The 25,122-nt window shown below is 66.2% G+C and carries 29 protein-coding genes; 17 read left to right on the forward strand and 12 right to left on the reverse strand.

Annotated features, from left to right (window positions below; genetic code table 11):
- Positions 1-5: 5 nt before the first annotated feature.
- Together IEW02_RS03625 and IEW02_RS03630 are read right to left on the reverse strand one after the other, a co-directional pair.
- Positions 6-212, reverse strand: coding sequence for an inositol 2-dehydrogenase (locus tag IEW02_RS03625; RefSeq protein ID WP_188543300.1), 207 nt, complete (start codon positions 210-212; stop codon positions 6-8).
- Between the two features lie 67 nt (positions 213-279).
- On the reverse strand, positions 280-738 hold the full coding sequence (locus IEW02_RS03630; RefSeq protein WP_188543301.1) for a group II truncated hemoglobin: 459 nt from the start codon (positions 736-738) through the stop codon (positions 280-282).
- 40 nt (positions 739-778) lie between these two features.
- On the opposite strand from IEW02_RS03630, the gene IEW02_RS03635 reads away from it, so the two are divergent.
- The 9 genes from IEW02_RS03635 to IEW02_RS03675 all read left to right on the forward strand — a co-directional run bounded on the left by IEW02_RS03635 (position 779) and on the right by IEW02_RS03675 (position 8,960).
- Entirely contained in the window at positions 779-1,345 is a 567-nt protein-coding gene (locus tag IEW02_RS03635) for a TetR/AcrR family transcriptional regulator (RefSeq protein ID WP_188543302.1), read from the forward strand.
- A gap of 80 nt (positions 1,346-1,425) precedes the next feature.
- The gene (locus IEW02_RS03640) at positions 1,426-1,938 is read left to right on the forward strand and encodes a GNAT family N-acetyltransferase (RefSeq protein ID WP_188543303.1); all 513 of its coding nucleotides are present in this window, start codon (positions 1,426-1,428) and stop codon (positions 1,936-1,938) included.
- 35 nt (positions 1,939-1,973) lie between these two features.
- Positions 1,974-3,269, forward strand: a complete 1,296-nt coding sequence (hemL, locus tag IEW02_RS03645; RefSeq protein ID WP_188543304.1) for a glutamate-1-semialdehyde 2,1-aminomutase — start codon at positions 1,974-1,976, stop codon at positions 3,267-3,269.
- Positions 3,266-3,916, forward strand: coding sequence for a histidine phosphatase family protein (locus IEW02_RS03650; protein ID WP_188543305.1), 651 nt, complete (start codon positions 3,266-3,268; stop codon positions 3,914-3,916). Before hemL ends, IEW02_RS03650 begins: the two co-directional genes overlap by 4 nt.
- 7 nt (positions 3,917-3,923) lie before the next feature.
- On the forward strand, positions 3,924-4,520 hold the full coding sequence (locus IEW02_RS03655) for a TlpA disulfide reductase family protein (protein ID WP_188543306.1): 597 nt from the start codon (positions 3,924-3,926) through the stop codon (positions 4,518-4,520).
- Entirely contained in the window at positions 4,513-5,304 is a 792-nt protein-coding gene (locus IEW02_RS03660; RefSeq protein WP_188543307.1) for a cytochrome c biogenesis CcdA family protein, read from the forward strand. Before IEW02_RS03655 ends, IEW02_RS03660 begins: the two co-directional genes overlap by 8 nt.
- Complete coding sequence (gene resB, locus IEW02_RS03665) at positions 5,301-6,878, forward strand: cytochrome c biogenesis protein ResB (protein ID WP_188543308.1); 1,578 nt, start codon at positions 5,301-5,303, stop codon at positions 6,876-6,878. The genes IEW02_RS03660 and resB overlap by 4 nt, the downstream gene beginning before the upstream one ends.
- Before the next feature lie 5 nt (positions 6,879-6,883).
- Positions 6,884-7,855 carry a c-type cytochrome biogenesis protein CcsB gene (gene ccsB / locus IEW02_RS03670; RefSeq protein ID WP_188543309.1) on the forward strand — a complete coding sequence of 324 codons (972 nt, stop codon included), beginning with the start codon at positions 6,884-6,886 and terminating at the stop codon, positions 7,853-7,855.
- A gap of 58 nt (positions 7,856-7,913) precedes the next feature.
- Positions 7,914-8,960, forward strand: coding sequence for a nucleotide-binding protein (locus tag IEW02_RS03675; RefSeq protein ID WP_188543310.1), 1,047 nt, complete (start codon positions 7,914-7,916; stop codon positions 8,958-8,960).
- A gap of 31 nt (positions 8,961-8,991) precedes the next feature.
- Here the strand turns inward: IEW02_RS03675 and IEW02_RS03680 are convergent, their stop codons facing one another.
- A complete protein-coding gene (locus tag IEW02_RS03680) occupies positions 8,992-9,192 on the reverse strand; it encodes a hypothetical protein (protein ID WP_188543311.1) in 201 nt (66 codons plus the stop codon).
- A gap of 102 nt (positions 9,193-9,294) precedes the next feature.
- A complete protein-coding gene (locus IEW02_RS03685) occupies positions 9,295-9,504 on the reverse strand; it encodes a BldC family transcriptional regulator (protein ID WP_188543312.1) in 210 nt (69 codons plus the stop codon).
- A 136-nt stretch (positions 9,505-9,640) separates the two neighbouring features.
- Between IEW02_RS03685 and IEW02_RS03690 the strand changes: the two genes are divergently transcribed.
- Positions 9,641-9,928, forward strand: a complete 288-nt coding sequence (locus IEW02_RS03690; protein WP_188543313.1) for a DUF4229 domain-containing protein — start codon at positions 9,641-9,643, stop codon at positions 9,926-9,928.
- 105 nt (positions 9,929-10,033) lie between these two features.
- Complete coding sequence (locus tag IEW02_RS03695) at positions 10,034-10,420, forward strand: VOC family protein (protein ID WP_188543314.1); 387 nt, start codon at positions 10,034-10,036, stop codon at positions 10,418-10,420.
- Here IEW02_RS03695 and IEW02_RS03700 read toward each other — a convergent pair.
- The 3 genes from IEW02_RS03700 to IEW02_RS03710 are packed head-to-tail and all read right to left on the reverse strand — an operon-like array spanning position 10,390 to position 12,870.
- Positions 10,390-11,070, reverse strand: a complete 681-nt coding sequence (locus tag IEW02_RS03700) for a helix-turn-helix domain-containing protein (RefSeq protein WP_188543315.1) — start codon at positions 11,068-11,070, stop codon at positions 10,390-10,392. The genes IEW02_RS03695 and IEW02_RS03700 overlap by 31 nt on opposite strands.
- Positions 11,071-11,083: 13 nt before the next feature.
- Positions 11,084-11,737 carry a response regulator gene (locus IEW02_RS03705; RefSeq protein ID WP_268236694.1) on the reverse strand — a complete coding sequence of 218 codons (654 nt, stop codon included), beginning with the start codon at positions 11,735-11,737 and terminating at the stop codon, positions 11,084-11,086.
- Positions 11,728-12,870: a sensor histidine kinase gene (locus IEW02_RS03710; protein ID WP_188543316.1), complete on the reverse strand. Its 1,143-nt coding sequence runs from the start codon at positions 12,868-12,870 to the stop codon at positions 11,728-11,730. The genes IEW02_RS03705 and IEW02_RS03710 overlap by 10 nt, the downstream gene beginning before the upstream one ends.
- 135 nt (positions 12,871-13,005) lie before the next feature.
- On the opposite strand from IEW02_RS03710, the gene IEW02_RS03715 reads away from it, so the two are divergent.
- Positions 13,006-14,076, forward strand: a complete 1,071-nt coding sequence (locus tag IEW02_RS03715) for an alpha/beta hydrolase family protein (RefSeq protein ID WP_188543317.1) — start codon at positions 13,006-13,008, stop codon at positions 14,074-14,076.
- Here the strand turns inward: IEW02_RS03715 and pepN are convergent.
- Entirely contained in the window at positions 14,069-16,486 is a 2,418-nt protein-coding gene (gene pepN / locus IEW02_RS03720; protein WP_188543318.1) for an aminopeptidase N, read from the reverse strand. The two genes, IEW02_RS03715 and pepN, sit on opposite strands and share 8 nt — an antisense overlap.
- A gap of 76 nt (positions 16,487-16,562) precedes the next feature.
- Between pepN and IEW02_RS03725 the strand changes: the two genes are divergently transcribed.
- Genes IEW02_RS03725 through IEW02_RS03735 form a run of 3 tightly spaced genes read left to right on the forward strand, consistent with a single transcriptional unit; the run spans position 16,563 to position 17,722 of the window.
- Positions 16,563-16,778 carry a helix-turn-helix domain-containing protein gene (locus tag IEW02_RS03725; protein ID WP_188543992.1) on the forward strand — a complete coding sequence of 72 codons (216 nt, stop codon included), beginning with the start codon at positions 16,563-16,565 and terminating at the stop codon, positions 16,776-16,778.
- Positions 16,778-17,326: a Clp protease N-terminal domain-containing protein gene (locus IEW02_RS03730; RefSeq protein ID WP_188543319.1), complete on the forward strand. Its 549-nt coding sequence runs from the start codon at positions 16,778-16,780 to the stop codon at positions 17,324-17,326. The genes IEW02_RS03725 and IEW02_RS03730 overlap by 1 nt, the downstream gene beginning before the upstream one ends.
- A gap of 12 nt (positions 17,327-17,338) precedes the next feature.
- Positions 17,339-17,722, forward strand: a complete 384-nt coding sequence (locus IEW02_RS03735; protein ID WP_188543320.1) for a phage holin family protein — start codon at positions 17,339-17,341, stop codon at positions 17,720-17,722.
- Here the strand turns inward: IEW02_RS03735 and IEW02_RS03740 are convergent.
- Positions 17,719-18,588 (reverse strand): 1,4-dihydroxy-2-naphthoate polyprenyltransferase, encoded by an 870-nt coding sequence (locus IEW02_RS03740; protein WP_188543321.1) that lies wholly within the window; start codon positions 18,586-18,588, stop codon positions 17,719-17,721. The genes IEW02_RS03735 and IEW02_RS03740 overlap by 4 nt on opposite strands.
- Positions 18,589-18,629: 41 nt before the next feature.
- On the opposite strand from IEW02_RS03740, the gene IEW02_RS03745 reads away from it, so the two are divergent.
- The gene (locus IEW02_RS03745; protein ID WP_188543322.1) at positions 18,630-21,887 is read left to right on the forward strand and encodes an AfsR/SARP family transcriptional regulator; all 3,258 of its coding nucleotides are present in this window, start codon (positions 18,630-18,632) and stop codon (positions 21,885-21,887) included.
- A 5-nt stretch (positions 21,888-21,892) separates the two neighbouring features.
- Here the strand turns inward: IEW02_RS03745 and IEW02_RS03750 are convergent, their stop codons facing one another.
- Together IEW02_RS03750 and IEW02_RS03755 are read right to left on the reverse strand one after the other, a co-directional pair.
- Positions 21,893-22,750 carry an ABC transporter permease gene (locus tag IEW02_RS03750; protein WP_188543323.1) on the reverse strand — a complete coding sequence of 286 codons (858 nt, stop codon included), beginning with the start codon at positions 22,748-22,750 and terminating at the stop codon, positions 21,893-21,895.
- Positions 22,747-23,697, reverse strand: coding sequence for an ATP-binding cassette domain-containing protein (locus tag IEW02_RS03755; protein ID WP_188543324.1), 951 nt, complete (start codon positions 23,695-23,697; stop codon positions 22,747-22,749). Before IEW02_RS03755 ends, IEW02_RS03750 begins: the two co-directional genes overlap by 4 nt.
- A gap of 204 nt (positions 23,698-23,901) precedes the next feature.
- Between IEW02_RS03755 and IEW02_RS03760 the strand changes: the two genes are divergently transcribed.
- Positions 23,902-24,099, forward strand: a complete 198-nt coding sequence (locus IEW02_RS03760) for a hypothetical protein (RefSeq protein WP_188543325.1) — start codon at positions 23,902-23,904, stop codon at positions 24,097-24,099.
- On the opposite strand, the gene IEW02_RS03765 is transcribed toward IEW02_RS03760, so the two are convergent.
- Positions 24,090-25,121, reverse strand: coding sequence for a GAF domain-containing protein (locus tag IEW02_RS03765; RefSeq protein WP_188543326.1), 1,032 nt, complete (start codon positions 25,119-25,121; stop codon positions 24,090-24,092). The two genes, IEW02_RS03760 and IEW02_RS03765, sit on opposite strands and share 10 nt — an antisense overlap.
- Position 25,122: the final 1 nt, after the last annotated feature.

A 25,122-nucleotide genomic window follows, 5' to 3' on the forward strand; every position in this document is an offset into this window, starting at 1 on the left:
AATTATCAGCGAGGCCACAGAAATTCATGCGCGACACTACGGATTTTGTGCCACATCCCACTCGTCGCGTCCATGGTGGCCGCTTGATGCCCGTACGGCCCGTCCTTGAAGAGTGAAGCGCCGTTGTCGGCGATCGCTCGCGACGTGATGGAGCTGTAGCCGTCGAGTTCGGCGACGAGATGTTCTTTGAAACCCTCCGGCCACGGTGTCATGCACACCAGCGTAATGCCTGCGTTACATCGTGTTAACACTTTCGATCAGGCTGATTCGAGCTCTCGCTCACGGCTGAAAGGGCGGGGCGACACCCCAGCTCCACTTCGGCACCGGCGCTTGTTGGATCGGTTCCGCTCCGGGTTGTGAGTTGCTCATCGCGAGACGGGTGCCCCATTCGACGTAGGCGAGCAGCGCCGACCGAAACTCGGGGTCGTCCGGGAGTTCCGCGTCGTCCGCGGCCACGCTCATCAGTTCGACGAAGCGACGGCGTTGGTCTGCGGTGATGCCGAGGTCGATGTGGTGAGCGAGCATGGTCGCGTATCCACCGTGCTCGCTGGTGTAGTTCGCCGGCCCGCCGAACACCTCGGCCCACCACACCGTCACGTGCGCTCGGTGCTGCTCGGACACACCGCCGGGAAACATCGGCGCCAGCAGCGCGTCGTTCTCGACGCGGTCGTAGAAGGCGTCGAGCAGGCGACGCAGTGCGGTGTCGCCGCCGGCCCACTCGTACAACGTCGGTGTCATGATTAAACGGTACAGAACTGTATTGATATAGTCCACGACTATGGCGAACAAGAACGGCCGCGCTCGGGACACCTCCATCGACGACCGCATCCTCGCCGTCGCCGCCCGCCATCTCGCGGAGTTCGGCTACGACGGGATGTCCGTGCACGGTGTCGCCGCGGACGCCGGCACCACCAGGCAGGCGCTGTACAGGCGATGGGCGACGAAGGCGGAGTTGGCTGCGGCCGTCGTCGCCCAGATTCCTCGTGGCGACGCACCGTCCGACGATGGCGACCCGTTCCTCGACTTGGTCTCCGAACTAGGGGACTTCCGGTCCGGCGTCTCGCGTCCCGGGCGGATGTCCCTCGTCGGAACCATGCTCCAGGACGGCACCGACGACGACGTCCGGGCGCGGTATCGCGAACGGGTGGTGGCGCCTCGGCGCGCTCGCATACGGGCGATCCTGGAGCGGGGTGAAGTGGCTGCTGATGCAGACCTCGACATCGTGGTCACCATGGCCACCGGCTCGTGGTATGCGAGAGCGCTTGCGGGAGAACCGGTTCCGGATGACTGGGCCGAGCGCACCGCTGCGGCGGTGTGGCGGGCGGCGGGCGGGGTGCCCGCGTAGACACCGTGCGCGGATCGGTGACCTGCTGGTGCGGGACCGCCGCCGCCCTGCACCCATTCCGAGGACCTACGATCCGCCCCATGCTGATTCGCGATGCCACCACCGCCGATCTCCCGCAGATCCTCGCGATTCACAACGCCTCCAACGCCTCCATCGCCGAGACCACCGCTATCTGGGACACCGAGCAGGTCGAGCTGAGCGAACGGCAACAGTGGTTCGACATCCGGCGCGCGTCGGGGCACCCGATCCTGACGGCGGAGATCGACGGCCGGGTGGCGGGGTACGCGTCGTACGGGCAGTGGCGGCCGAAGACCGGTTACCGGCGGACGGTGGAGAACTCGGTCTACGTCGCGGCGGGTTTCCAGCGCCGCGGGGTGGCGACGGAGCTGATGGTTGCCCTCATCCGACGGGCGGCAGATCTGGGTATGCACGTGATGGTGGCGGGCATCGAGTCGTCGAACGGCACGTCGATCCGGCTGCACGAGAAGTTCGGGTTCAGGACGGTCGGCGTGCTTCCCGAGGTGGGATACAAGTTCGAGCGGTGGCTGGATCTGACGCTTATGCAGCTGGACCTGTCGGAAAACACCCCCTAACGGCCTTCTCAGGTAGCGGTGAAACACTGGGGTGCGTGACTGCCCCCATCTCCGCCGACCTGTTCGAACGCGCGAGCGCCGTGATCCCGGGCGGTGTCAACTCCCCGGTGCGAGCCTTCCACTCGGTGGGCGGTACGCCCCGGTTCATGTCCTCGGCCACGGGCTACACGCTGACCGACGCCGACGGCAACGACTACGTCGACCTCATCTCCTCCTGGGGTCCGATGATCCTGGGCCACGCGCATCCCGCAGTGGTCGAGGCGGTTCGCGAAGCAGCTACGCACGGCCTCTCCTTCGGCACGCCGACGCTCGGGGAGATCGAGCTGGCCGAGGAGATCATCCGACGCGTCGACCCCGTGGATCAGGTGCGACTGGTCAACTCGGGCACCGAAGCCACCATGAGCGCCGTCCGTCTGGCGCGCGGCTTCACGGGCCGGTCCAAGATCGTCAAGTTCTCCGGCTGCTACCACGGTCACGTCGACGCGCTGCTCGCCGACGCCGGATCGGGCGTCGCCACGTTGGGCCTGCCCACCACGCCCGGTGTCACCGGAGCGCAGGCTGCCGACACCATCGTGCTTCCGTACAACGACCTCGACGCCGTCGCCAAGGCGTTCGTCGACTACCCCGGCCAGATCGCCTGCGTCATCACCGAGGCAGCGGCCGGGAACATGGGTGCGGTCGCGCCGCAGCCCGGATACAACGAAGGCCTCAAGCGTCTGTGTACGGCACACGACGCGCTGCTCATCATGGACGAGGTCATGACGGGCTTTCGCGTCAGCGCAGCGGGTTGGTACGGCATCGACGGAGTGGCCGGTGACCTGTACACCTTCGGCAAGGTGATGAGCGGCGGGCTTCCGGCCGCGGCGTTCGGCGGTCGCGCCGACGTCATGGCCTACCTCGCACCGGCCGGGCCGGTGTATCAAGCGGGCACGCTGTCGGGTAACCCGGTGGCCGTTGCCGCGGGCCTCGCGACGCTGAGAAACGCCGATGCGAGCGTCTACGCGGCTCTCGAACGGAACTCGACGAGACTGGGATCACTGCTCAGCCAGCATCTCACCACGGCCGGCGTGCCCCACACCGTCCAGTTTGCAGGCACCATGGTGAGTGTGTTCTTCTCCGAAACCCCCGTGATCGACTACGCAGGCGCCAAGGCTGCCGACACGTGGCGGTTCCCCGCGTTCTTCCACGCGCTGCTGGGGCGTGGGGTCTACCCACCGCCGAGTGCGTTCGAAGCATGGTTCGTCTCTGCCGCGCTGGACGACCGCGCGTTCGAGATCATCGACGCAGCGCTTCCGGCTGCCGCCGCGGCAGCAGCGGGGGCGACGAAATGACCGACGAGCAGCACGCCGAGACTCGCACCATCGTGCACGTCATGCGGCACGGTGAGGTGCACAACCCCAAAGGCATTCTGTACGGTCGGCTTCCGTCGTTCCGACTGTCGGTGAAGGGTCAGGCTCAGGCCACGGCTGTCGCCAATACGCTTGCAGCACATGACATCACGCACATCGTCGGGTCGCCGTTGCAGCGTGCGCAGGAAACCGCCGGACCGATCGCGTCATCGCACGGTCTGCAGATCCACACCGACGAGAACCTCATCGAGGCCGGAAACGAATTCGAAGGTCTCAAGGTCGCGGTGGGAGACGGCGCGCTGCGACGCCCACGCCACTGGTGGAAACTGCGTGACCCGTTCACCCCGTCCTGGGGCGAGCCGTACCTGCAGATCGCCCACCGAATGCTGGCCGCGGTCAACAACGCTCGCGTTGCGGCAGTCGGGCACGAAGCCGTCTGCGTCAGCCACCAACTGCCGGTCTGGACGCTGCGCCGGTTCCTGCAGGGCGACCGCCTCTGGCACGACCCCCGCAGCCGTCAGTGCGGTCTCGCGTCGCTGACCTCGCTCGTCTACCAGGGCGACACTCTCGTCGACATCGTGTACTCCGAGCCTGCCGGCGCGTCCGACCCCAGAATCACCGGAGCGTGACAGGCGCATGAAAAAGCTTGTCGCCCTTGCTGTCTGTGCCCTCGCCCTCTCCGGATGCGCGACGGGTACAGACGCGGTCGCCCAGGGCGGCACGTTCGATTTCGTCTCACCCGGCGGCAAGACGTCGATCTTCTACGACCCTCCGTCGGACCGCGGAACCGTCGGGAATCTGTCGGGACCGGACTTGATGACGGCGGACAAGACCACGTCGTTGTCGGACTTCGACGGCAAGGTCGTGGTGCTGAACGTGTGGGGTCAGTGGTGTGGTCCGTGCCGCGGTGAGGCGAACGACCTCGAACAGGTCGCCGAAGCCACGAAAGACCAAGGCGTGCAGTTCCTCGGGATCAACGTGCGCGACAACCAGCAGGACAAGGCGCAGGATTTCGTCACCGACAACAAGGTGAGTTATCCCTCGATCTACGACCCGCCGATGCGCACGCTGCTCGCGCTGGGTCAGAACTACCCGACGTCGGTCATCCCGACCACCATCGTGCTCGATCGCGAGCACCGCGTCGCGGCGGTGTTCCTGACCGAACTCCTGGCGAGCGACCTCCAGCCCGTCGTCGAACGTGTTGCTGCAGAGAGCAGTTCGACAAATGGGTGACGCTTTCGCCGACGCTGCCGCCTCCGGCCCTCTGCTGCTCGCACTCGGTGCGTGCATGCTGGCGGGCTTGGTGTCGTTCGCGTCGCCGTGCGTCGTTCCGTTGGTGCCCGGTTACTTGTCCTACCTCGCGGGCGTGGTGGGCGCCGACGCCCCCGCCGCCACCGCCTCGGAAGCGGCAACCATCACCAAGACGAAGGGCAAGGCACGCGTCGCCGGTGCGGCGGGTCTGTTCGTCGCCGGGTTCACCGTCGTCTTCGTCCTCGCTACGGCATCGGTGTTCGGCGCCATCTCGGTCCTGGCCGTCAACCGCGAGATCCTCATGCGTGTCGGCGGTGTCGTCACCATCGCGATGGGTCTGGTGTTCCTCGGCCTCATCCCGGCGTTGCAACGTGACACCCGCTTCGAGCCTCGGCGCATCGGCAGCATCGCCGGCGCTCCACTGCTGGGCGCGGTGTTCGCATTGGGCTGGACGCCCTGCCTGGGTCCGACGCTGGCCGGCGTCATCTCCCTCGCCGCCGGAACCGAGGGCGCCACCGCAGCCCGCGGCGTCACCCTGATCATCGCCTACTGCCTGGGACTCGGGCTTCCGTTCGTCATCCTCGCGTTCGGGTCCGTCAGCGCTCTGCGGGGCGTCGGCTGGCTGCGTCGCAACGCTCGCATCATTCAGATCATCGGCGGCGTCATGCTCGTCGCGGTCGGCATCGCACTGGTCACCGGTGCGTGGGACGTGTTCGTCAGCTGGATCCGCGACGGCGTGGTGTCAGGAACGACTCTCCCCATATGAGCAAGGTTCTCTCCACTGTCCGCAACACCTGGCGCGGCCTGACGTCCATGCGCACCGCGCTGGTGCTGCTGTTCCTCCTCGCGCTCGCCGCGATTCCCGGAGCTCTGCTGCCGCAACGCAGCCTGAACTCCGGCAAGGTGGACACCTACATCGCGAACCGGCCCACGCTCGGACCGCTGATGGACAAGCTCGAGCTGTTCGACGTGTTCGGCAGCTTCTGGTTCACCGCCGTCTACGTACTGCTGTTCATCTCGCTCGTCGGCTGCATCTTGCCGCGCTGCCTGGATCACGCGAAGGCGCTGCGCACTCCGCCCGTCGCGACGCCGCGCAACCTGCGCCGGCTTCCGCATCACTTCACCACCGAAGTCGACGGGGAGACGGCCGAGGAGGTCGTGGCCCGCGTCCGGGGGCAGCTGAAGGGGTGGCGCGTCGCCGAGCGCTCCGAGGCGAACTCCCTGACCCTGTCCGCCGAGAAGGGCTACACCCGCGAACTCGGCAATCTCGTTTTCCACCTCTCGCTGGTGGGACTGCTCGTCGCGATCGCCGTCGGCAAGCTGTTCAGCTACGAGGGCAACGTCGTCGTGATCGCCAACGACGGCCCGGGTATCTGCACCACGTCACCCGCGGTGTTCGACTCCTTCCGCGCCGGCAACGTCGAAGACGGAACCGGCATGACGCCGCTGTGCGTGCGCGTCAAGGACTTCACCGCCGATTACCTGCCGAACGGTCAGGCCGAGCAGTTCACGTCGAACATCGAATATCAGGCCGGGGACGACCTGACGACCAACACCTGGCAACAGGACCAACTGCAGGTCAACCATCCGCTGCGCGTCGCCGGCGACCGCGTCTACCTGCAGGGCCACGGGTACGCACCGACCTTCACCGTCCTCTTCCCGAACGGCGAGACGCGCACCGAGACCATCCAGTGGGAGCCGACGGACGGGACGACGTTCCTCTCGAGCGGCGTCATGCGGTTCGATCCGCCCGCCGGGCTGTATCCGGACAACGACGAGCGACGCAAGAATCAGATCGCCATCGAGGGTTTGTTCGCGCCCACCGCGTCGCTGCACGGCGGCTCGCTGCTCTCGTCCAGTTTCCCAGCGATGAACGACCCGGCCGTCGCAGTCGACATCTACAAGGGTGACGCCGGTCTCGACACCGGCGCCCCGCAGTCGTTGTTCTCGCTGAGCCCGGATCTGATCGATCAGGGCCGGCTGGTCAAGCAAGACCGCGTCAACCTCATGCCGGGCGAGAGCTCGACGCTCTCGGACGGCACGCAGGTGCGCTTCGACGGGGCCGAGGAGTTCGTCAACCTGCAGGTATCGCACGACCCGGCGCAGACGTACGTCCTGATCTTCGCCCTGTCGATGATGGCCGGACTGCTGGTCTCGCTGGTGGTCAAGCGCCGCCGCATCTGGGTGCGGGTGACGTCACAGCCCGACTCACGACGTACCGTAGTAGAACTGGGAGGACTCGCCCGTACCGATCAAGCCGGGTGGGGCGACGAGTTCGACCGTTTGACGTCTCGCCTGCTGAGCACCGAGCGCAGCCGAGACCTATCACTTCAGGAGTAACTGTCATGCCGATCAACGAGACTCTCGCCCAGTTCAGCGACTGGTCGTTCCGGTCCGCGTTCGCCGTGTACCTTCTCGCAGCTGTCTTCCTGGTTGCGCAGTACGCGACGGTGAAGGTGACTGCGTCCGAAGCGAAGGAGCAGAAGGTCCTGGTCGGCAGCGGGCCCAGCAAGCCCGTCCAGACCGGACCGGGCCGCATCGAGGCGCCGGTCAAGCGTCCCGCGTCCGAACGCTACGGCGGCATGGGCTTCGCCCTCGTCGGACTTGGACTGCTGTTGCAGATCGTGTCGATCGTGCTGCGCGGTTTCTCCACCGACCGTTTCCCGCTCGGCAACATGTACGAGTTCGTCACGATGGCTACGGCCGCCGCCACGGTGACGTCCGTGATCGCGCTGCGCAAGATGCGCGTGATGATGATCTTCGTCGTCATCCCGGTGCTGATCCTGATGTTCCTCGCCGCCACCGTCCTGTACGCCGACGCCGCTCCCGTGGTGCCGGCGCTGCGGTCCTACTGGCTGCCGATCCACGTCACCATCGTCAGCGTCGGCAGCGGCATCTTCCTGGTGTCGGGTGTCTCGTCGCTGCTCTTCCTGCTCCGCATCCGTCAGCCGCGGGGTCAGGAGAAGCCGGGCCGGTTGGGGGCGTTCGCGTCCCGTCTGCCCGACGCACAGACTCTCGACCGGCTTGCCTACAAGACGACAATCATCGGGTTCCCGCTGTTCGGCGCCGGTGTCATCCTCGGCGCAATCTGGGCCGAGGCCGCCTGGGGACGCTTCTGGGGCTGGGACCCCAAGGAGACGGTGTCGTTCATCGCCTGGGTCGTCTACGCGGCCTACCTGCACGCGCGCGCCACCTCCGGATGGCGCAACACCAAGGCGGCGTGGATCAACGTCGCAGGTTTCGTCGCCATGCTGTTCAATCTGTTCATCATCAACATGGTGGTCTCGGGCCTGCATTCCTACGCCGGCCTGAACTGAGCTGACCTGAATTCATAGCGACGAATGCGACTCGGGGGTGTCGTCAGGGGGAGAAGAGATGTCGGACGAGCAGTACCGCTACACCGAGCCCGACTATCGGGACCAGCAGAACTACTACCCGCCCGAAACGCACGAGCCGTGGCCGCGGGGCGGTCACATCGACGTCTCACCCTCGGCATCGCCGGACGGCGTCACGGCCGACGACCTGTCGACGGCCAAGCTTCTCGGTGACGTCAAGCCCGTCCCCGCTGCCGGGTGGCGACGGGTTCTCCACGACGCGACGGGTGGCCGCTGGAACGTCGGTAACAGCGCCAAGGAGCAGCGGCGGATCGAGCTGACCAAGCAGGTGAACCGGCCGCTGCACGGCAGCGCCAAGATCGCCCTGCTGTCCCTGAAGGGTGGCGTGGGCAAGACGACGATCACCGCAACCCTGGGGTCGACGTTCGCCTCGATTCGCGGGGACCGCGTGATCGCTCTCGACGCGAATCCCGATCGCGGCACCCTCAGCCAGAAGATGCGACTCGAGACCGACGCGACGGTCCGAAGCCTGCTGCACGACGTTCGCACTCTCGACAAGTACAGCGACGTCCGTCGGTACACCTCCCAGAACGAGTCACGCCTGGAAATTCTGGCGTCGGACTCGGACCCCGCGGTGTCCGAGGCGTTCAGTGCCGAGGACTACGACGAGACGGTCAGATTGCTCGAACGCTTCTACAGCATCGTGCTGACCGACTGCGGCACAGGGCTTTTGCACTCGGCGATGCGCGCAATTCTGCACGGAGCCGACTCGTTGGTGATCGTCAGTTCGGGTTCCGTGGACGGCGCGCGCAGTGCGTCGGCCACCATGGACTGGCTCGACGCACACGGGTACCGCGAGTTGGTGGAGCAGTCCATCGCGGTCATCAACATGGTGAGGCCGCAGGCGAAGGGTGTCGATCTGCACCGCATCGTCGAGCATTTCGAGCAGAGGTGCCGCGCAGTGCGTTTGATCCCGTTCGACCCACATCTGGAACAGGGCGCGGAGGTCGATCTCGACAGATTGCAGCCGAAAACTCGTGCTGCCCTTCTGGATCTCGCTGCCGCGGTGAGCGTCACGTTCACCTAGTTCTCAGGCGACACGACGCTCACCGACGGCGTTACTCGCGACTTTCAGGTGTCCCCTTTTCGGGACGATCCGTCCGCGACTTGAAATTGTCTCTGTCCATCTTCCACAGAAACTCCGGATCGTCGTCCGGTCCGCTGACGCGCTTCGTGTCGGCCCCGGTGTCAGGCCCGAAGGCTTTCCACAGGAGGACGATCACGACGACGAAAGCAATAAGTGCCAATAGGTAGATCACAACGCACCTCCTCCTACGAGAGTAGCTGCGGATCGTGATCCGGGCACCAAGGTGAAGGCCCGAGAATTCTGAGAATTCCCGGCCTTCGTCGTGGACAAGCCCTCAGCGGTGCGCTTCGGTGGTGAGCGAGGTCAGCAGCTGCATGACTTCGGTTTCACGGAAGCGGCGGTGGCCACCCGGTGTGCGGAGTGATCCGAGGCGACCGGCGTGTGCCCAGCGGGTGACGGTCTTGGGATCGACATGGAAGAGCGACGCCACCTGTCCCGGGGTGAGCAGGTTGTCCGCCGTGGTGGGGTAAGTCGGTGCACTCATGTGTCTTCCTCCGTTGTGTCTTTCAGTTCTGGTCACCATGGTGACACCGAGACCCCTAGGTACTCGACTGATCTTGTGTTGGTAAAGGGGAGGTAATGGACAAATCGGATAGGAGGGACACGGGTAATCTGGGGTGATGACCGACTCCTCCAAGGGCAAACTCGTCCGTGATCTGGCGCTGTACACCGGCGCCCGCCTGGGCCTCATCGCCGTGGTCGCCGCGGTGATCTTCTTCGGCGCGATGCTTTTCGGCGTTCAGATCCCGCTGCTCGTGGCCATGGTGTTCGCGCTCGTCGTCGCGTTCCCGCTCTCGATCGTGCTGTTCAAATCGCTGCGCATCCGTGTCAACGAAGACATCGCCGCAGTGGACGAGCAGCGACGCGTCGCCCGCGCCGACCTGAACTCGCGGCTGCGGGGGGAGTAGGCGCCTGCGGCACACGGGTGTGAAAAAGCGTCCCCTGACACTCTTTTTCACACCCGACCGATTTGTTCAAGACAGCGCACCTGAGCAGGTTCTAGCGTTTCCCGCATGACACCACGCTTCGCAGTGATCGAACTCGTCGTCGTCGACATGGCCGCGTCGCTGAACTTCTACCGGGCCTTGGGCTTGGAACTATCGACCGATCTCGATGCGGCACCGCATGCCGAATTGGAACTCCCCGGCGGCCTGAAGATGGCTTGGGACACGGTCGAGACGATCGCGTCGTTCGACCCGTCGTTCGTCAAGCCCGAGGGGAGCGGAATGTCGCTCGCGTTCGAGTGCGAGTCTCCGGCCGAGGTCGACGCCACGTACGAGGCGATGACCGCCGCGGGGTACGACGGCCATCTGAAACCCTTCGACGCCTTCTGGGGACAGCGCTACGCCGCCATCACCGACCCGGACGGCTACGGCGTGGACCTCTTCGCCGCCAGCTGACCGAGGGTGAGGCCCGACAGCGCCTTCACTTCACGGGAGAGGTGCGCCTGGTCGCTGTATCCGAGGCGGCCGGCGACGACCGACGGTGCGACGCCGCTGTCCGACAGCGCCATCGCCCGGTCGAAGCGCAGGATGCGGGCGAGCGTCTTCGGTCCGTAGCCGAACGCCGGCAAGCACTTTCGGTGCAACTGCCGTTCGCTCCAGGCGGTTCGGCGTGCAAGGTCACCCACCGTGGCGCCCGACGCGATCGCCCGTGCGACGAGACGAGCGGGAAAATCAGAACTCGCTACTGAAAGGCGTTGGGCAGCAACAGTGTGCAGCGCGGAAGCGGGATCGTCGGCGTCGTGGATCAAGCGGGCATCGCGCCCGGACCACACCTCGTCGAGCCGGACCTGTGTGTCGCGAAGCTCGTGTGCCGGAACACCGAGCACCAACGGACCCACTCCGGGCGCGAAGCGCAGCGCCACCAACGTGCGCCCGGCCCCAAGGGTCGACAGGTGCGCGCCGGTGTCGGGTCCGACGACGAGTACACCGTCGCCGTGCCAGATGATGTCCATGCACCCGTCGGGCAGCACTCGGGTGGGTGCGTCGGTGCCCGAGCTCGACCACAACACGGCACCGTCGACGGGCGAGTCCCACTCGGTGTACATGATTCGAGGGTAGTCACCCCGGCAGCACCAGTCCGATCTCGTACGCGAACACCACCGCCTGCACCCGATCACGCAGATCGAGCTTGGTCAGGATCCGGTGCACGTGGGTCTTCACGGTCGCTTCGGCGACGAACAACGATGACGCGATCTCGGCGTTGCTCGCGCCGCCGGCGAGCAATACGAGGACTTCGCGTTCGCGATCGGTCAGCGTGTCCACGCTGGTTCCGTCCGGCGTACGAGCCGGCGCGGTGAAGCGGGCGAGCAACCGTCGCGTGGTACTGGGTGCCACGATCGCATCGCCCGCGGCAACGACCCGGATTGCGTAGACGAGTTCGGCGGACGGGACGTCCTTGAGCAGGAACCCACTGGCGCCGGCCTCGATCGAATCGTAGACGTACTCGTCGAGGTCGAACGTGGTGAGTACGAGCACCTTCGGCGGCGAGGGAAGAGTCACGAGCTTGCGTGTGGCGTCGATACCGCCCATCCCCGGCATCCGGATGTCCATCAACACCACGTCGACTCGGGCGCCGGGCACCACGTCGAGGGCCTCTTCGCCAGAGCCGGCCTCGGCGACCACCTCGATGCCGTCCTGGGCCCGCAGCACCATACGAAACCCGACGCGCAGCAGTTCCTGATCGTCGACCAGGGCGACCCGGATCACCGACACGGAATCGACACCGATAGGTCGAAGCCGCCGTCCGGACGTCGACCTGAACGCGCAGTTCCGCCGAACATGGCTGTACGTTCGGCGATGCCGGTCAGGCCGTGGCCCGCCGCGCTCGGGACCCGAGTGTGTGCGTCCTCGCCACCGTCGTCCGTCACGGTGACCAACAGGACCGACTCGTCGACGGTCACTGCGACATCGACGACCGCGGTTGGTCCTGCGTGTTTCAAGACGTTGGTCAGGGCTTCCTGGACGACCCTGAACGCCGCCACTTCGACGCTCGCCGGCAGCGCGAGCCCGCTGGGTGCGACATCTGATCGCACTGTGATCCCACTCCCGCGGAAGCGATCGATCAGGTCTTCCAGGTCGGCCAGTCCAGGTTGCGGCGCCGCGTCGTGCTCCGTGCCGTCCCGCAGGACGCCCAGTACGAGACGTAGTTCCGTCAACGCCGACCGCCCCGTGTCGGCGATCGTCGAGACGGCGGTGCGCGCGGACTCGGGATCGTCGTCGATCGCCCACGCGGCGCCCTCGGCCTGCACCACCATCACGCTCACATGATGCGCCACCACGTCGTGCATCTCGCGCGCGATGCGGAGGCGCTCGTGTTCTGCTGCTGCTACGAGGTCGGCGTCCCGTTCACGCTCGAGACGGCGAGAGTGCTCCTCGAGTCCTAGAAGGTACTGCGTGCGCAACTCGACCGTGCGACCGAGCAAGTAAACCAACACGACGGCGGCGAGTGCGGCAATGACGCTGGCCGCATCGGTGAACGGCTGACGAAGCGGCGCAACGACAATGAGCACCATTGCCGCTCCCACGAATGCGACGGATACCGTCGCCCGTCGCTCTCGGGCGACGGTGTAGATCGCGATCAGCGTAGCCAGCTGCGCACCGGAGTAGGGCAGCGACAGGCCCCACGTCACGATGTCCAGCAAGAGGACGGTGGTGGTTACCGCGCACGGGAACCCGCGGCGGACGGAGATCGCGACGGGCGGGACCACGTGAAGGACGAGCGCGGCGGCCCAGCCGACGAGGGTGGCCACGTAGAACACCGACGCGAGGGAGAACAGGGCCGCAGTGACAGTGAACGCGACATCGGCTGCCCACGGGTGGTCCCTCGTCCAGGTCGCCGACGCCATGGTTCCCGAGACTAATCGGCGGACGGACCGTTGTCGTCATCCCTGAGGGTGGTTCCCGCGTACACCTCGAGGTGCACGTCGATTCCACCGGACGGTGAATGTGGTTGCTTCCGTTCGAAATTAGCGTTTCTACCCATGAACGCAAAAATTGCTCTGGTCGCCGCGGCGATGCTGCTGTCCATCACCGCCTGTGCGGGCCCTCTGGGGAAGATCACCGTCGGCGACCACCCCGAGTTGCCCACAGCAAGCGCCCCGGCCCTTCCCGCACCGACCGGTGACCTGCCGGTGGGGAGCACCGTCGTCGATCTGATCGACGAGTCCCGCCCCGACCCGTGGGTGCCCGACGAGCGCCGCGAGCTGATCACCACCGTGTGGTACCCAGCGGACCCAGAGGGCCCGAATTTCGTTCCAGCGCAATACATGACGGTCGACGAGTCGACTCGATTCATGGCGACGCAGAGTGTGGATGTGCCAGCAGACGTCCTGAGCACGGTCACGACGAACTCCACCCCGAACGCTGCTCCCATTCCGGCGGAGCGCAGTCGTCCACTGGTCGTGCTGTCACCAGGATTCTCGTTTCCGAGGGCGACGCTGACCGGGCTTGCCGAAGATTTTGCCAGTCGTGGCTACGTGGTGATCGGCATCGACCATGTCCACGAATCGTGGGGCACCAGCTTGCCGGACGGTCGGGTCGCGGAGTGCGTCGCCTGTGAGGGTGAACTGGACGGCCCGAAGGTCACGTCGTCTCGGGCGCAGGACATCTCGTTCGTGCTCGATCGCTTCTTCGGTAAAGATCCGATGTGGCCGGGTGCAGTGTCGGTGGACCCGAATCGTATTGCGGTCGGCGGACACTCGATCGGCGGTTCATCGGCATTGCAGACCATGCTGGCCGACCCTAGGGTCGATTCCGGCTTCGACCTCGACGGCACCTTGTTCCCGCCGCTAGCCACGGATCTCGACCGGCCGTTTCTCATTCTCGAAGCCGAGAGTCACCCGACGCAGGACACCAGCCTCGACGAGACGTGGGAGCACCTTCGTGGCGTCCGCGAGCGCGAAGTCGTTCCCGGAACCACGCACAGTTCTTTCACGGATCTCGCTCCGCTGGCCGACGCGGTGGGAACGCCCCTTCAAAAGCTGGCCGGCGACGAAGCCATGCGCATCACACGAGAGCGCACCGTGCGATTTCTGGACCGCGTGTTCAGCTGACCGCCCGAGCCCGCAGCGCCCGCTCCTGATGATCCCGCTGCTCGATCACCAGTCGACGCAGCGCAGCCGGTGCCTCGGAGTGCGCCGACAGCCACCGATCGACGAGGTCGAGACCGTCCGTCTGCGGGTATAGGCCCACGACCAAGCGCCGCGCGATTTCGATGCTTCTCGTTCGCCACAGGCCTTCGATCAGCACGAAGTAGGCACCGTCGTACGACGAGATCAGCTCGCGTGACGGTCCCGCTCGGAAGCCGGCGATCGTGGCGTCGACGAGGTCGTTCGACAACGTGTCCGATTCGGTGAGCGACGACCACGCCAGGGTTTTGATCTCCGCGTCGGGCTGGGCAGACACGGACGCGAGGTGATGGCGCCGACCGGCCGAGGTTCGGTCGGCCGCGAGGGCGCGATCGAGCTCGTCGCGGGTGGCGAGTCCGGTGGCCGCGAGCGCGAACCACAACGACCATCGCTGGTCGCTGTCGAGGTTGTCCGCCAGTAGAGTTCGCACCTGTCCGGCGTGCGAGGGCGTACGAGCGGCTGTCGACGCGAACGCCCGGAACCATTCCAGTTGACTGTCCGAGGACGGCGCAGCTGCGGCCATCTGTGCGTACGAGGTGTCGATCCATCTCTCGCGCAACGCGTCTCGGTCCGCCGAGTAGCGTTCGATCGCGTACTCGGCATTCGCCAGCACCGATCCCAGGAGACCGTTGTCGGTTTCCGTGGGCGCGAAGCGAATTGCGAGGTCGACGTACTCCGCAGCCAGTAGGCGGGCGTCGCGGGTGGCGTTCCACAGAGCCGACCAGATCAGACCGCGCCGCAGGGGTTCGGTGATGCGGTCGAGCGAGGTGCGCACGAACTCCATCGATCGTTCGTCCAGCACGATCTTGGTGTAGGTCGAATCGTTGTCGTTCAGCAGAATCAGATCGGCGTCGGGAAGATCGAGCCGTGTGGTCGCCTCGGTCAGGCGCAGTTCGGTTTCGACGACCTCCTCGCCGATGCACGCCACGCGCACCACCTGTGGTCGTGAGACGCTCTGCGTGAGAACGCCACTCGACCGGTCGTAACTCAGTTCGCCCACTCCGGAGGTCTGCAGCCACGCCCGGGCCCAGTCGTCGAGTGGCTGTCCGCACGCCGCTGCCAGTTCCGTGAGCAGGTCCGGCAGCGTGGTGTTTCCGAACGCGTGCTTGCGGAAATACGTTCTCGCACCGGCAAAGAACGCATCTTCACCTACGAAGGCGGCGAGTTGCTTGAGAACCGAAGCGCCCTTGGCGTAGGTGATCCCGTCGAAGTTGAGCTTCGCCGCTTCCAGATCGGGGATGTCGGCAACGATCGGATGCGTGGTCGGCAGTTGATCCTGCAGGTACGCCCACGCTTTGCGGCGGTTCGCGAACGTCACCCAGGCGTCGGTGAACTCGGTGGCACGGACCGACGCGAGCGCACCCATGTAGTCGGCGAACGACTCCTTGAGCCACAGGTCGTCCCACCACTCCATCGTGACCAGGTCACCGAACCACATGTGCGCCATCTCGTGCAGGATCGTGTTGGCGCGACGTTCGTACTGCGCAGTCGTTGCGGCACTGCGGAACACGTACGACTCGGTGAATGTGACGCACCCCGGATTCTCCATCGCACCGAGGTTGTACTCGGGCACGAACACCTGGTCGTACTTTCCGAACGGGTACGGGTAGTCGAACGCGTCGTGGAAGAAGTCCAGTCCCTGCTTCGTGACCGTGAAGACGTTCTCGGGGTCGAAGCGGTCGGCGAGCGACGAGCGGCAGAAGGCGCCGAGCGGAACCGTGAGTTCACCTCTGCTCCAGCTGGACTCGGCTCGGAAGTACGGTCCGGCGATGATCACGGTGATGTACGTGGAGATCGGAAGAGTCGGCGCGAAGGTTCGTCGTTCACCGTCGTGCGACACCACCGACTGGTTCGAGAGCACCGTCCATCCTTCGGGAGCCTGCACGGAGAACGTGAACGGCGCCTTGATGTTCGGCTGCTCGAAGCACGCGAACACCCGACGCGCGTCGGCCGGCTCGTACTGGGTGTAGAGGTACGTCTGCTCGTCGGCGGGATCGAGGAAGCGGTGCAACCCCTCACCCGATCGGCTGTAGGCGCCGACCGCCCGGACGGTCACCACGTTGTGCGCCGCAAGGGCGACAAGTTGGATCCGCGCGCCGTCCCAGACGACGTCCACGGCGGTCCCGTTCACCTCGACGGAGTCGACACGCTCACCGATGAAGTCGAGCCAGGTGGATTCGGAGGTGGCGTCGAAGGTCAGGGTGGTGACCGTTCGAAACCCCGACACGTCGTGGTCGGGAGCGGATCGGAGATCGAGGTCGACGGAGTAGGTCACGTCCGAGACCGTCTGCGCACGGGCGGCGGTTTCGGATCTGGTCAGGTTCGCGGTAGTCATCGCCTGCCATCTTGCGTCATGACCGAATCTGTCAATCAACGTTGACAGATATTGCGTGTCAATTTACATTGACATCATGACCGATTCACGAACGCTGGCCGAATCCGCCGGGGCGGCGGACCCCGCCGAGGGCTTGCGGGCCGTCATGGCGCTGCGCCGGCTGGCCGACCGCCTCGAAGCGGTCCAGGTGAGCAACGCGCGGGACCAAGGCTGGTCCTGGCAGGCAATCGCCGAGTCCCTTGACGTCAGCCGGCAGGCCGTCCATCACAAATACAACCGAAGGATCCACTGATGTTCGAGAAATTCGCAAAGAGTGCGCGGGTGAGTGTCACGTGCGCACAGGAAGAGGCGCTGGACGCCGGCGCCCGCTCCATCACGCCCGGGTATCTGCTGCTGGGAACGGTCGTCGCCGCCGACGGCCCGTTGTCCGAATTGCTGGACAGGACCGGTTTGACGGCCGAGGCGGTGCGCGCCGAGATCGGCGTGTCCCCGCCGCTCGGCGACCAGGATGCCGATGCGCTGAAGTCCATCGGCATCGACCTCGAGGCGGTGCGCGCCAGCGTCGAGGACAGGTTCGGCGTCGGGGCTCTCGACGCTCCCGAACCGAAACCGCGGCGGCACCACCGCGGACACATGTCCTTCGATCGCCCCGCCAAGAAGGTTCTCGAAGCGGGTTTGCGGGAGGCGGTGTATCGCAGAGACCCGTCCATCGAACTCGAGCACATCGTGCTGGGCATCCTGCGCAGCGACGACCCGGCGGTCGTGACGATGATCGAGCGACACGTCTCGGTGGCCGCACTACGTCTGGATCTCGAAGCCCTGCTCGACCGGGCAGCGTGAGAGCATCGACCGATGATTCTCGTCGTACGGCTCGTCATCAACGCCATCGCGATCTGGGTGGCGGCGCACTTCGTCGGCGGCATTGCGCTCGCCAGTTCGGGGAAGGGCACGGGATGGGACATCGTTGTCGTGCTCGGCATCGCCGTCGTGTTCACCGTGATCAACGCGTTCATCAAGCCGGTGGTCAAGCTGCTGTCGCTGCCGCTGCTCATCCTGACGCTCGGCCTGTTCACCTTGGTGATCAACGCGCTGATGCTGTGGCTGACCGCCGCGGTCACCGATTCGACCGGTTACGGACTGACCGTCGCGGGATTCGGAGCGGCGTTCTGGGGCGCGATCATCATCTCGATCGTCAACTTCGTCCTGGGCGCCTTGGTTCCGGAGCGCCGGGGTTAAACCAAAAACAGCGCGACAGAAGTTCCGACGGACCACAGCAGCATCGCGAGACCGGAGTCACGCAGCGCCGGAATGAGTTCCATACCGTGCTTGCCGCCGCGCACCGGAGCGTTGGCGCGAACTGCGAACACGAGTGCGAGCAGCCCGAGCAGCGACCACGGGGTGGCGATCAGCAGGAGCAGGCTGATCACGAACGGGACGGCGATCAACACGAGATGCAGAGTGCGCGTGCGGGTGTCACCGAGACGAACGGCAAGCGTGACCTTGCCGGATTCGGTGTCGGTAGGGATGTCGCGCAGGTTGTTCGCCACCAGTACGGCACTCGAGAACGAGCCGACGGCGACGGCGCAGACCAACCCCACCCAGTCGACCCGCTCGGCCTGAACGAACTGGGTTCCGAGAACCGCGACGAGACCGAAGAACACGAACACCGCGATCTCACCGAAACCGCTGTAGCCGTAGGGCTTCGATCCGCCGGTGTAGAACCAGGCGCCGGCGATGCAGACGACACCGATCAGCACGAGCCACCACGCTGTCGTGACGGCCAGCACCAGACCGGCCACCGCCGCGAGAGCGAAACAACCGGCGGCGGCGAATTTCACCGACCGGGGCGACGCCACCTTGGACCCCACCAGGCGAAGGGGCCCGACACGGTCGTCGTCCGTGCCCCGGATGCCGTCGGAGTAGTCGTTGGCGTAGTTGACCCCCACGATCAGGGCGAGCGCGACGATCAGCGCGAGCACCGCCTTCCACCACGTGACACCGTCGATCGCCGCGGCGGCGCCGGTTCCGGCGACGACGGGCGCAATCGCGTTCGGCAGGGTGCGCGGTCTCGCGCCTTCGATCCACTGGGCTGCTGTCGCCATGCGTCGATCCTTACCTACGATGTGGTTCTGGTGAAATTCACATGAGTGTTCCCGACGTTCTCGTGCGTCTGCTCGGCGACGTGTCGACCCGCCGCGGCGACGAGTTGGTGCCGCTTCCCGGAGCGCGTTCCCGCAGCGTCCTCGCGGCGCTCGCCGTCCGACCCGGTCGAAGCCGCACAGCGCACGCGCTCATCGAGGACGTGTGGTCCGATTCTCCGCCGCGCTCGCCGATGAACGCGCTGCACACGCAGGTGTCGCGTCTGCGTGCCGCACTGCCGGACGGCGTGCTCGAGATCGGACCTGCGGGGTATCGGTTGCTGATCGATCCGTCACGGATCGACCTGACCTTGGCACGGGCGTGGGAGCGTCGAGCGGCGCAACTTCTCGCCGAAGGTTCCCCGCGCCGCGCAGTGGATCTGGCTCTGGACGCGTCGGCGCTGTGGTCGGGCACGCCCGGGGCGGACCTCCCCGAAGGCGACCTGCGCGACGATCTGGTGACGGAAGCGCAGCGGTGCCGTGCCTCTCTGGAGTCGATCGTTCTTCGTGGCTCTATCGAGGACGGTGACCACGAGACCGCGCTGCCACTGGCCGTCGCCGCGTGCGAGGCGCGTGATCTCGACGAGCCGGCGCATCTCGAACTCATGCGGGCGCTGCACGGATTGGGTCGGACCAACGAAGCGTTGTCGGTGTACGCGGGTCTGCGTGCCCGTCTGGCCGACCGTCTGGGTTCGGATCCGTCGCCGCGTATTTCGGCTCTGCACGCGGATCTGCTGCGCGGGGACAGTGCGCCGCGTCGTGGGCGGCAGAGCGCGGCGCCCGGGGTGCCGGCGGCCATCGGCATTCGTGCCTCGCCCAACCCGCTGGTGGGCCGAGAGGACGACATCGACGCCATCGAGGACATGACCCGGCGGTTCCGGGTGACGACGATTCTGGGCCCGGGAGGCACCGGGAAGACGCGCGTGGCGCACGAGATCGGTGCGCGTTCCTCCAGCGGGAAGGCCGGAGGCCGGTCGTCATTCAATACGGCTGCTCGGCAGGTCACCCTCGTGGAGCTGGCGTCGCTTCGCAGCGGCGACGACGTCGTGACGACGATCGGTGCGACCCTCGGCGTCAGCGAGTCGGACATGCGGTACGCGGGTCTGGCCCGTGCGGACAGCGTGTCGGCTCGTGCCCGCGTGAGAGAGTCGTTGGCGGCCAGGCCGATGCTGCTCGTTCTGGACAACTGCGAGCACGTGATCGCCGATGTCGCGGACATCGTCGCGGACCTGACGGCGGCGAGTCCCGGTCTGACCGTTCTGTCAACCTCGCGAGCACCGATGGCCATCACGGCGGAGTCCGTGTATCTGCTTCCGCCGCTTGCCGTCTCCGCCGCAACGGAACTCTTCACGAGCCGCGCCCGCGCGGTACGCCCGACGGTGCGCATCGACGCGGCCGAGGTGATCGCTCTGTGCCGACGGCTCGACGGTCTCCCGTTGGCGATCGAACTCGCAGCCGCGAAGGTTCGCACGATGTCGGTGGAGGAGATCAGTGTTCGCCTGGCGCAACGCTTTGCGCTGTTGAAGACCGGAGACCCGACATCGCCCGCGCGGCACCGGACGCTGCGTGCGGTGATCGAGTGGAGTTGGAACCTGCTCGACGAATCGCAGCAGATCGCGCTGCGACGGCTCTGCCGATTCCCCGCCGGATTCACCCTGTCCGCGGCGGAGGCGGTTGCCCAGTTCGGCGCCGTCGACGACGTGAGCTCGGCCATCGACGGTCTCGTCGGGCAGTCGATGCTGTCCGTGGTCGAAGACACCGGTTTGCGCTATCACATGCTCGAGACGGTGCGCGAGTACGGCGAGGAGCGATTGGTCGCGTCCGGCGAGGGCGACGAGGTGACCACGCGCACGGCCCGCTGGGTGACGGACCTGAGCCTTCGCGTCGCCGCCGACGTGACGACCGAAAATCAACTCGCAGCGATCCACCGGATCGAGGCCGAGCACGACAACCTCGTCTCGGCACTGCGGCAGGCAGATTCGGCCGGCGACAGTGCCGTCGTCCTGACGGTGTTTCCCGTTCTCGCGTTCTTCTGGTCCATCCGCGGTTCGCATTCCGAGGTGATGGCGTGGGCGCCGAAGATCCTGTCGATCGACATCACGGACCCGGTCACGGCACAGGTGCCCGACGACGTGCTGGGAACCGCGATCTTCTACGCCGCAGTACATCTCACGTTCGGAATGACGCCGCGCCGACTCGCGCGGGCCCGGACGACCATCCGCCGCACGCTGCGTGCTCGACCCGGCATGCGACCGGCCGTGCGCCTGCTGTTCGAACTGTCGACGCTTCCGGACGCCGGGCGGGGCGCTCCCCGGCTGCTGGCGACCGCGCTGCACGACGCCGACCCGGCCGTTCGGGTCGCGGCGTACATGGCGCGGGCATCACTGCGGGAGAACCTGGGAAACCTGCGCGGTGCTGAACGCGACGGGAGGGCCGGGCTCGCGGTGGCGCGGTCGGTGTCCGACACGTGGTCGGTCAGCGTGATCACTCAGAATCTCGGCAGCATCCTTTCGCAGACAGGCAGATTCACCGCCGGTATCGGGTTCTACGAAGAGGCGGTGGCGCAGCTGCGGGAGCTGCACGCGTACGAGGAGAGCATGCAGGTCGAAAGCTACCTGTGCGGCGCCATGATCGGTGCCGGGAGGCTCGACGAGGCCCGCGTGCGGTTGGCCGACCTCACGGGAGGCCGCATGTCGACGACGGATGCCGTCGACCCGATGCAGCGCAACGCGACGCTTGCCATGCTGACCGCCATGGCGGCGGAATGCACCCTGGCGGAGGGGGATACGGTCGCCGGCCTCGCCGGGTATCGGCGTGCCGTCGACCACGCGGGTGGGCCGGATCCGCTGGAATCGCCGGATCCGGGGACGTTCGTGATCATCAGCGGTGCGGTGGCCGCCCACGTGGCGGCCGGCCGGTGGCAGGACGTTCGGGAGTGGATACCCCGTCTCGCGACCGGAGCGCGGCGCAGGCTCGGACGCGGGGGCATCCCGGACTATCCCCAGATCGGTTGCGTCGCAGTCGCAGTGGGCGCGTTCCTGATCGCGAGCGGCGACGACACCTCACGAGGCCTGTCCCTGTTGCTTCTGGGCATCAAGGCGCGCAGCCGCCAGGACTCGCCGTCTCTGTCGTGGGAGCGACTGCTCGCCGACGCACGCACGGCCCTCGGCGACGAACGGGTCGCGGAGGGCCGTGCTGCGGTCGCCACGAAGACGAGGGTCAACGCGCGATCGGAACTGTTGGAGTTGCTCGAGGGTGTGTGAATCTCCTACGTCTTGCGCATGTAGGTGCGCACGGCGAGCGGAGCGAAGACGGCGACGATCACCGCGGCGCCGAGGAGAGACAGCCCGAAGTCGACGCCGATCGAGCCGTTGTTGGCGAGGTCTCGGACGGCAGTGACCAAGTGCGACACCGGGTTCACCTTCACGAACGCCTGCAACCAGCCCGGCATGGTGTCCACCGAGACGAAGGCGTTGGAGAGGAACGTGAGCGGGAACAGAACGAGCATCGACACACCCTGTACCGACGACGCCTTGTTCATCAGCACACCCATGAGCGCGAAGATCCAGCTGATGGCGAACGCGCACACCATGACGAGCAGCGCGGCGACGAGCACCCCGACGACGCCTCCAGCGGGCCGGTAACCCATGGCGAAGCCGACGATGAACGTCACGGTCGTGGCGATGGCGTACCGCACCACGTCGGCCAGCAGGGCGCCTGCCAGCGGCGAAATACGGGCAATGGGAAGCGATTTGAAGCGATCGAACACTCCCTTGTCCATATCCTCGCGTAACTGGGTGCCGGTGACGATGGACCCGGTGATCACGGTCTGCACGAGGATGCCGGGAATGATGGTGGGCAGGTAGGCCGAGATGTCGCCGGCGATGGCGCCGCCGAAGATGTAGGTGAACATGACGGTGAAGATGATGGGCTGCAGCGTCACGTCGAACAGCTGCTCCGGGTTGTGCCGGATCTTGAGCAGGCCCCGGTAGGCCATCGTCAACGAGTGTCGGACCGTCTGTTCGAGTGAGATCGTCCGAGCGGCCGGAACGGGTACGGCGCGGGTGGCTTGTGGATCGGAGCGGTTGGGCCGAAGGCCGGTCGGGGTCAATGGCGTGGTGGTCATGCGGGAATCCTTTCGGGCTGACCGGTGATGGTCAGGAAGACTTCGTCGAGGCTCGGCTTGCTGACGGTGATCTCGTCGACCTCGATACCGTTCTCGCGCAGACGAATCAGGACGTCGGTGGTGACGGAAGGGGAGGTGAGGGGCGCGGTGAGGCGAGCACCGTCCGGGGCGACGAGGACGTCGACTCCCAGCACGCCGATCACCAGGGTGCGCGCCTCGTCGATACGGGTCGGGTCGGCGATCGCGAGGTTCAGGGAGGACGTGCCGACGGATGCTTTCAGTTCGTCGGCGGTACCGTCGGCGATGACGCGACCGTGGTCGATGACGGCGATGCGGTCGGCCAGCTGGTCGGCTTCGTCGAGATACTGAGTGGTGAGCAGGACTGTCGAACCCTGTGCGACAAGGTTTCTGATGGTGTCCCACATCTGCGCGCGGGTGCGCGGATCCAATCCCGTCGTCGGCTCGTCGAGGAAGAGGAGGGGCGGTGCGGCGATCAGGCTGGCCGCGAGGTCGAGTCGTCGACGCATGCCGCCCGAGAAGTTCTTGAGTGGTTTGGTTGCCGCTTCGGTGAGACCGAACTCCTCGAGCAGTTCGCCGGCCTTGATGCGTGACGCCGTTCGGGTCAGCCCCAGCAGGCGGGCGAACACGACGAGATTCTCGGTTGCGGTCAGGTCCTCGTCGACCGACGCGTACTGACCGGTGACGCCGACGAGGGAACGGACCGCGGTGGGTTCGTGCACCACGTCGTGGCCGAAGATGCGGGCGGATCCGGCGTCGGGACGCAGCAGCGTCGCGAGCATGCGGACGGTCGTGGTCTTGCCGGCGCCGTTGGGCCCGAGGACGCCGTAGACCGCACCCATGGGGACGGTGAGGCTGACGCCGTCGACGGCGCGTTGGGTGCCGAACTTCTTGACGAGGCCCACGGCCTCGATTGCTGGAGTGGTCATGGAGTAACTGTGAACCCGAGTTCTTGCACGGCTCTTGCACCGCGCATACGCCCCCAAGCGCGGCGGAGGTTTTGCGCAAATCGCGCCGACGCAGCTAATATCGCTGAGCGCCCCGTTTCCAGGGTTTCCCGAGGCTTGAGTCGACAGCCCCGGACGTAGCTACCTCATCTAGATGCGTGTGCCGTTGCACACTGCGGGAGACTCGTGAGCTGCGATTTCGTCAATGTCCGAGAAGTGGTCGCGTCGATGGACGCAGACGAACTGGACAATGCCATCTTCGCGCTCACGGCCCGCCAGCGCGCGTTCCTCCTCAGCGGTGACCTCGAAGACGTGTGGTCGGTGACCAAGGATCTCGAGGTCTGTCTGGCCGAGCGGTCGCGGCTCGGAGAGTCTCAGGTCTGATAGCCGGTATCGGTCGGCGGCACCGGGTCGGGGTCGTCGGAAAAGCCGATCGTACGGAACTCGGCCAGCAGCAATCCCGGCCCGTCCGGCACCGAAACGAGTGTGGCTCGCGCGTCGACCACCGTCCACCCACCGCCGAGCCGTCGCAGACGAATCCTGCCCAGGTCGGATTCGGTCGATCCGCGGTAGAAGGTGCGAATCGAGGTGACTATCCGGTCGACATCGTCCGGGTGCGGGGTGTCACGCTGATCCCGCACCCCCTTCCAGGCAATGTTCGGTATCGGCTCGGTGATCCACCGCACGATACGCACCTTCTCGAGGTCGATGAGGGCGACCGCAGTGTCCGAATTGCGCGACAGCGCTTCCAGCGCAAGGGATTCTACCAACCGGGTCGACGGTACCGCTGGGCGCCGCGACTCGAATGTCACTGCACGCCAGTATGATTCGTCCGGCGCAGAGAGTGAACGCATGGCCGTTCGTACTGGCATCGGCCCATCCCCGGTGCGTACGGTCAGCGACCCGATCCACTTGTTGTCCGATGCGCGGCGCAAGGTAGCGGACATGAAACCGAGTGCGCCGTCATCGAATTCGATGACGGACTGAAACGCCTCCGCCATCGTGATGGACGGCCGGGTGTCGTCCAACCCGAGCAGGGCTCTCAGTTCACGAGCCAGCCTGACTTCGCGAGTCTCGCTCGACCAATCGAAACCTGCGGCGGCCGGCCAGCTCGCCGGTACTGCGTCGGCCGGGCCGTGCCACAGAACGACGCCGTGAACGGTCCCCTGCGGACCGAGCGCGGGACGAGCCACGATGCAGTCATCGGTTCCGCTGATCGCCACGGTTGCATTCGATGCGGTCTCGACGCAGCGCGTTATCGCCGGGACGGCCGCGGCATAGGCCCCTTTCGACGGAACGGCACGCGTCAGCGATGCCCACTCCTTGTCCCGTTCGCCCAATCCGACAACCGTTGCTTGCGCTGGGTCGCCGCACAGGGTCTCGACGAAGATCCAGACGCCGGACACG

The organism is Rhodococcoides trifolii (assembly GCF_014635345.1).
Classification (GTDB): domain Bacteria; phylum Actinomycetota; class Actinomycetes; order Mycobacteriales; family Mycobacteriaceae; genus Rhodococcoides; species Rhodococcoides trifolii.

Coding starts and splice junctions, on each gene's coding strand:
- IEW02_RS03625 (WP_188543300.1), bottom strand. CDS start 212: ATGACACCGTGGCCGGAGGGTTTCAAAGAACATCTCGTCGCCGAACTC.
- IEW02_RS03630 (WP_188543301.1), bottom strand. CDS start 738: ATGACACCGACGTTGTACGAGTGGGCCGGCGGCGACACCGCACTGCGT.
- IEW02_RS03635 (WP_188543302.1), top strand. CDS start 779: ATGGCGAACAAGAACGGCCGCGCTCGGGACACCTCCATCGACGACCGC.
- IEW02_RS03640 (WP_188543303.1), top strand. CDS start 1,426: ATGCTGATTCGCGATGCCACCACCGCCGATCTCCCGCAGATCCTCGCG.
- IEW02_RS03650 (WP_188543305.1), top strand. CDS start 3,266: ATGACCGACGAGCAGCACGCCGAGACTCGCACCATCGTGCACGTCATG.
- IEW02_RS03655 (WP_188543306.1), top strand. CDS start 3,924: ATGAAAAAGCTTGTCGCCCTTGCTGTCTGTGCCCTCGCCCTCTCCGGA.
- IEW02_RS03660 (WP_188543307.1), top strand. CDS start 4,513: ATGGGTGACGCTTTCGCCGACGCTGCCGCCTCCGGCCCTCTGCTGCTC.
- resB (WP_188543308.1), top strand. CDS start 5,301: ATGAGCAAGGTTCTCTCCACTGTCCGCAACACCTGGCGCGGCCTGACG.
- ccsB (WP_188543309.1), top strand. CDS start 6,884: ATGCCGATCAACGAGACTCTCGCCCAGTTCAGCGACTGGTCGTTCCGG.
- IEW02_RS03675 (WP_188543310.1), top strand. CDS start 7,914: ATGTCGGACGAGCAGTACCGCTACACCGAGCCCGACTATCGGGACCAG.
- IEW02_RS03685 (WP_188543312.1), bottom strand. CDS start 9,504: ATGAGTGCACCGACTTACCCCACCACGGCGGACAACCTGCTCACCCCG.
- IEW02_RS03690 (WP_188543313.1), top strand. CDS start 9,641: ATGACCGACTCCTCCAAGGGCAAACTCGTCCGTGATCTGGCGCTGTAC.
- IEW02_RS03695 (WP_188543314.1), top strand. CDS start 10,034: ATGACACCACGCTTCGCAGTGATCGAACTCGTCGTCGTCGACATGGCC.
- IEW02_RS03700 (WP_188543315.1), bottom strand. CDS start 11,070: ATGTACACCGAGTGGGACTCGCCCGTCGACGGTGCCGTGTTGTGGTCG.
- IEW02_RS03710 (WP_188543316.1), bottom strand. CDS start 12,870: ATGGCGTCGGCGACCTGGACGAGGGACCACCCGTGGGCAGCCGATGTC.
- IEW02_RS03715 (WP_188543317.1), top strand. CDS start 13,006: ATGAACGCAAAAATTGCTCTGGTCGCCGCGGCGATGCTGCTGTCCATC.
- pepN (WP_188543318.1), bottom strand. CDS start 16,486: ATGACTACCGCGAACCTGACCAGATCCGAAACCGCCGCCCGTGCGCAG.
- IEW02_RS03725 (WP_188543992.1), top strand. CDS start 16,563: ATGACCGATTCACGAACGCTGGCCGAATCCGCCGGGGCGGCGGACCCC.
- IEW02_RS03730 (WP_188543319.1), top strand. CDS start 16,778: ATGTTCGAGAAATTCGCAAAGAGTGCGCGGGTGAGTGTCACGTGCGCA.
- IEW02_RS03735 (WP_188543320.1), top strand. CDS start 17,339: ATGATTCTCGTCGTACGGCTCGTCATCAACGCCATCGCGATCTGGGTG.
- IEW02_RS03740 (WP_188543321.1), bottom strand. CDS start 18,588: ATGGCGACAGCAGCCCAGTGGATCGAAGGCGCGAGACCGCGCACCCTG.
- IEW02_RS03745 (WP_188543322.1), top strand. CDS start 18,630: ATGAGTGTTCCCGACGTTCTCGTGCGTCTGCTCGGCGACGTGTCGACC.
- IEW02_RS03750 (WP_188543323.1), bottom strand. CDS start 22,750: ATGACCACCACGCCATTGACCCCGACCGGCCTTCGGCCCAACCGCTCC.
- IEW02_RS03755 (WP_188543324.1), bottom strand. CDS start 23,697: ATGACCACTCCAGCAATCGAGGCCGTGGGCCTCGTCAAGAAGTTCGGC.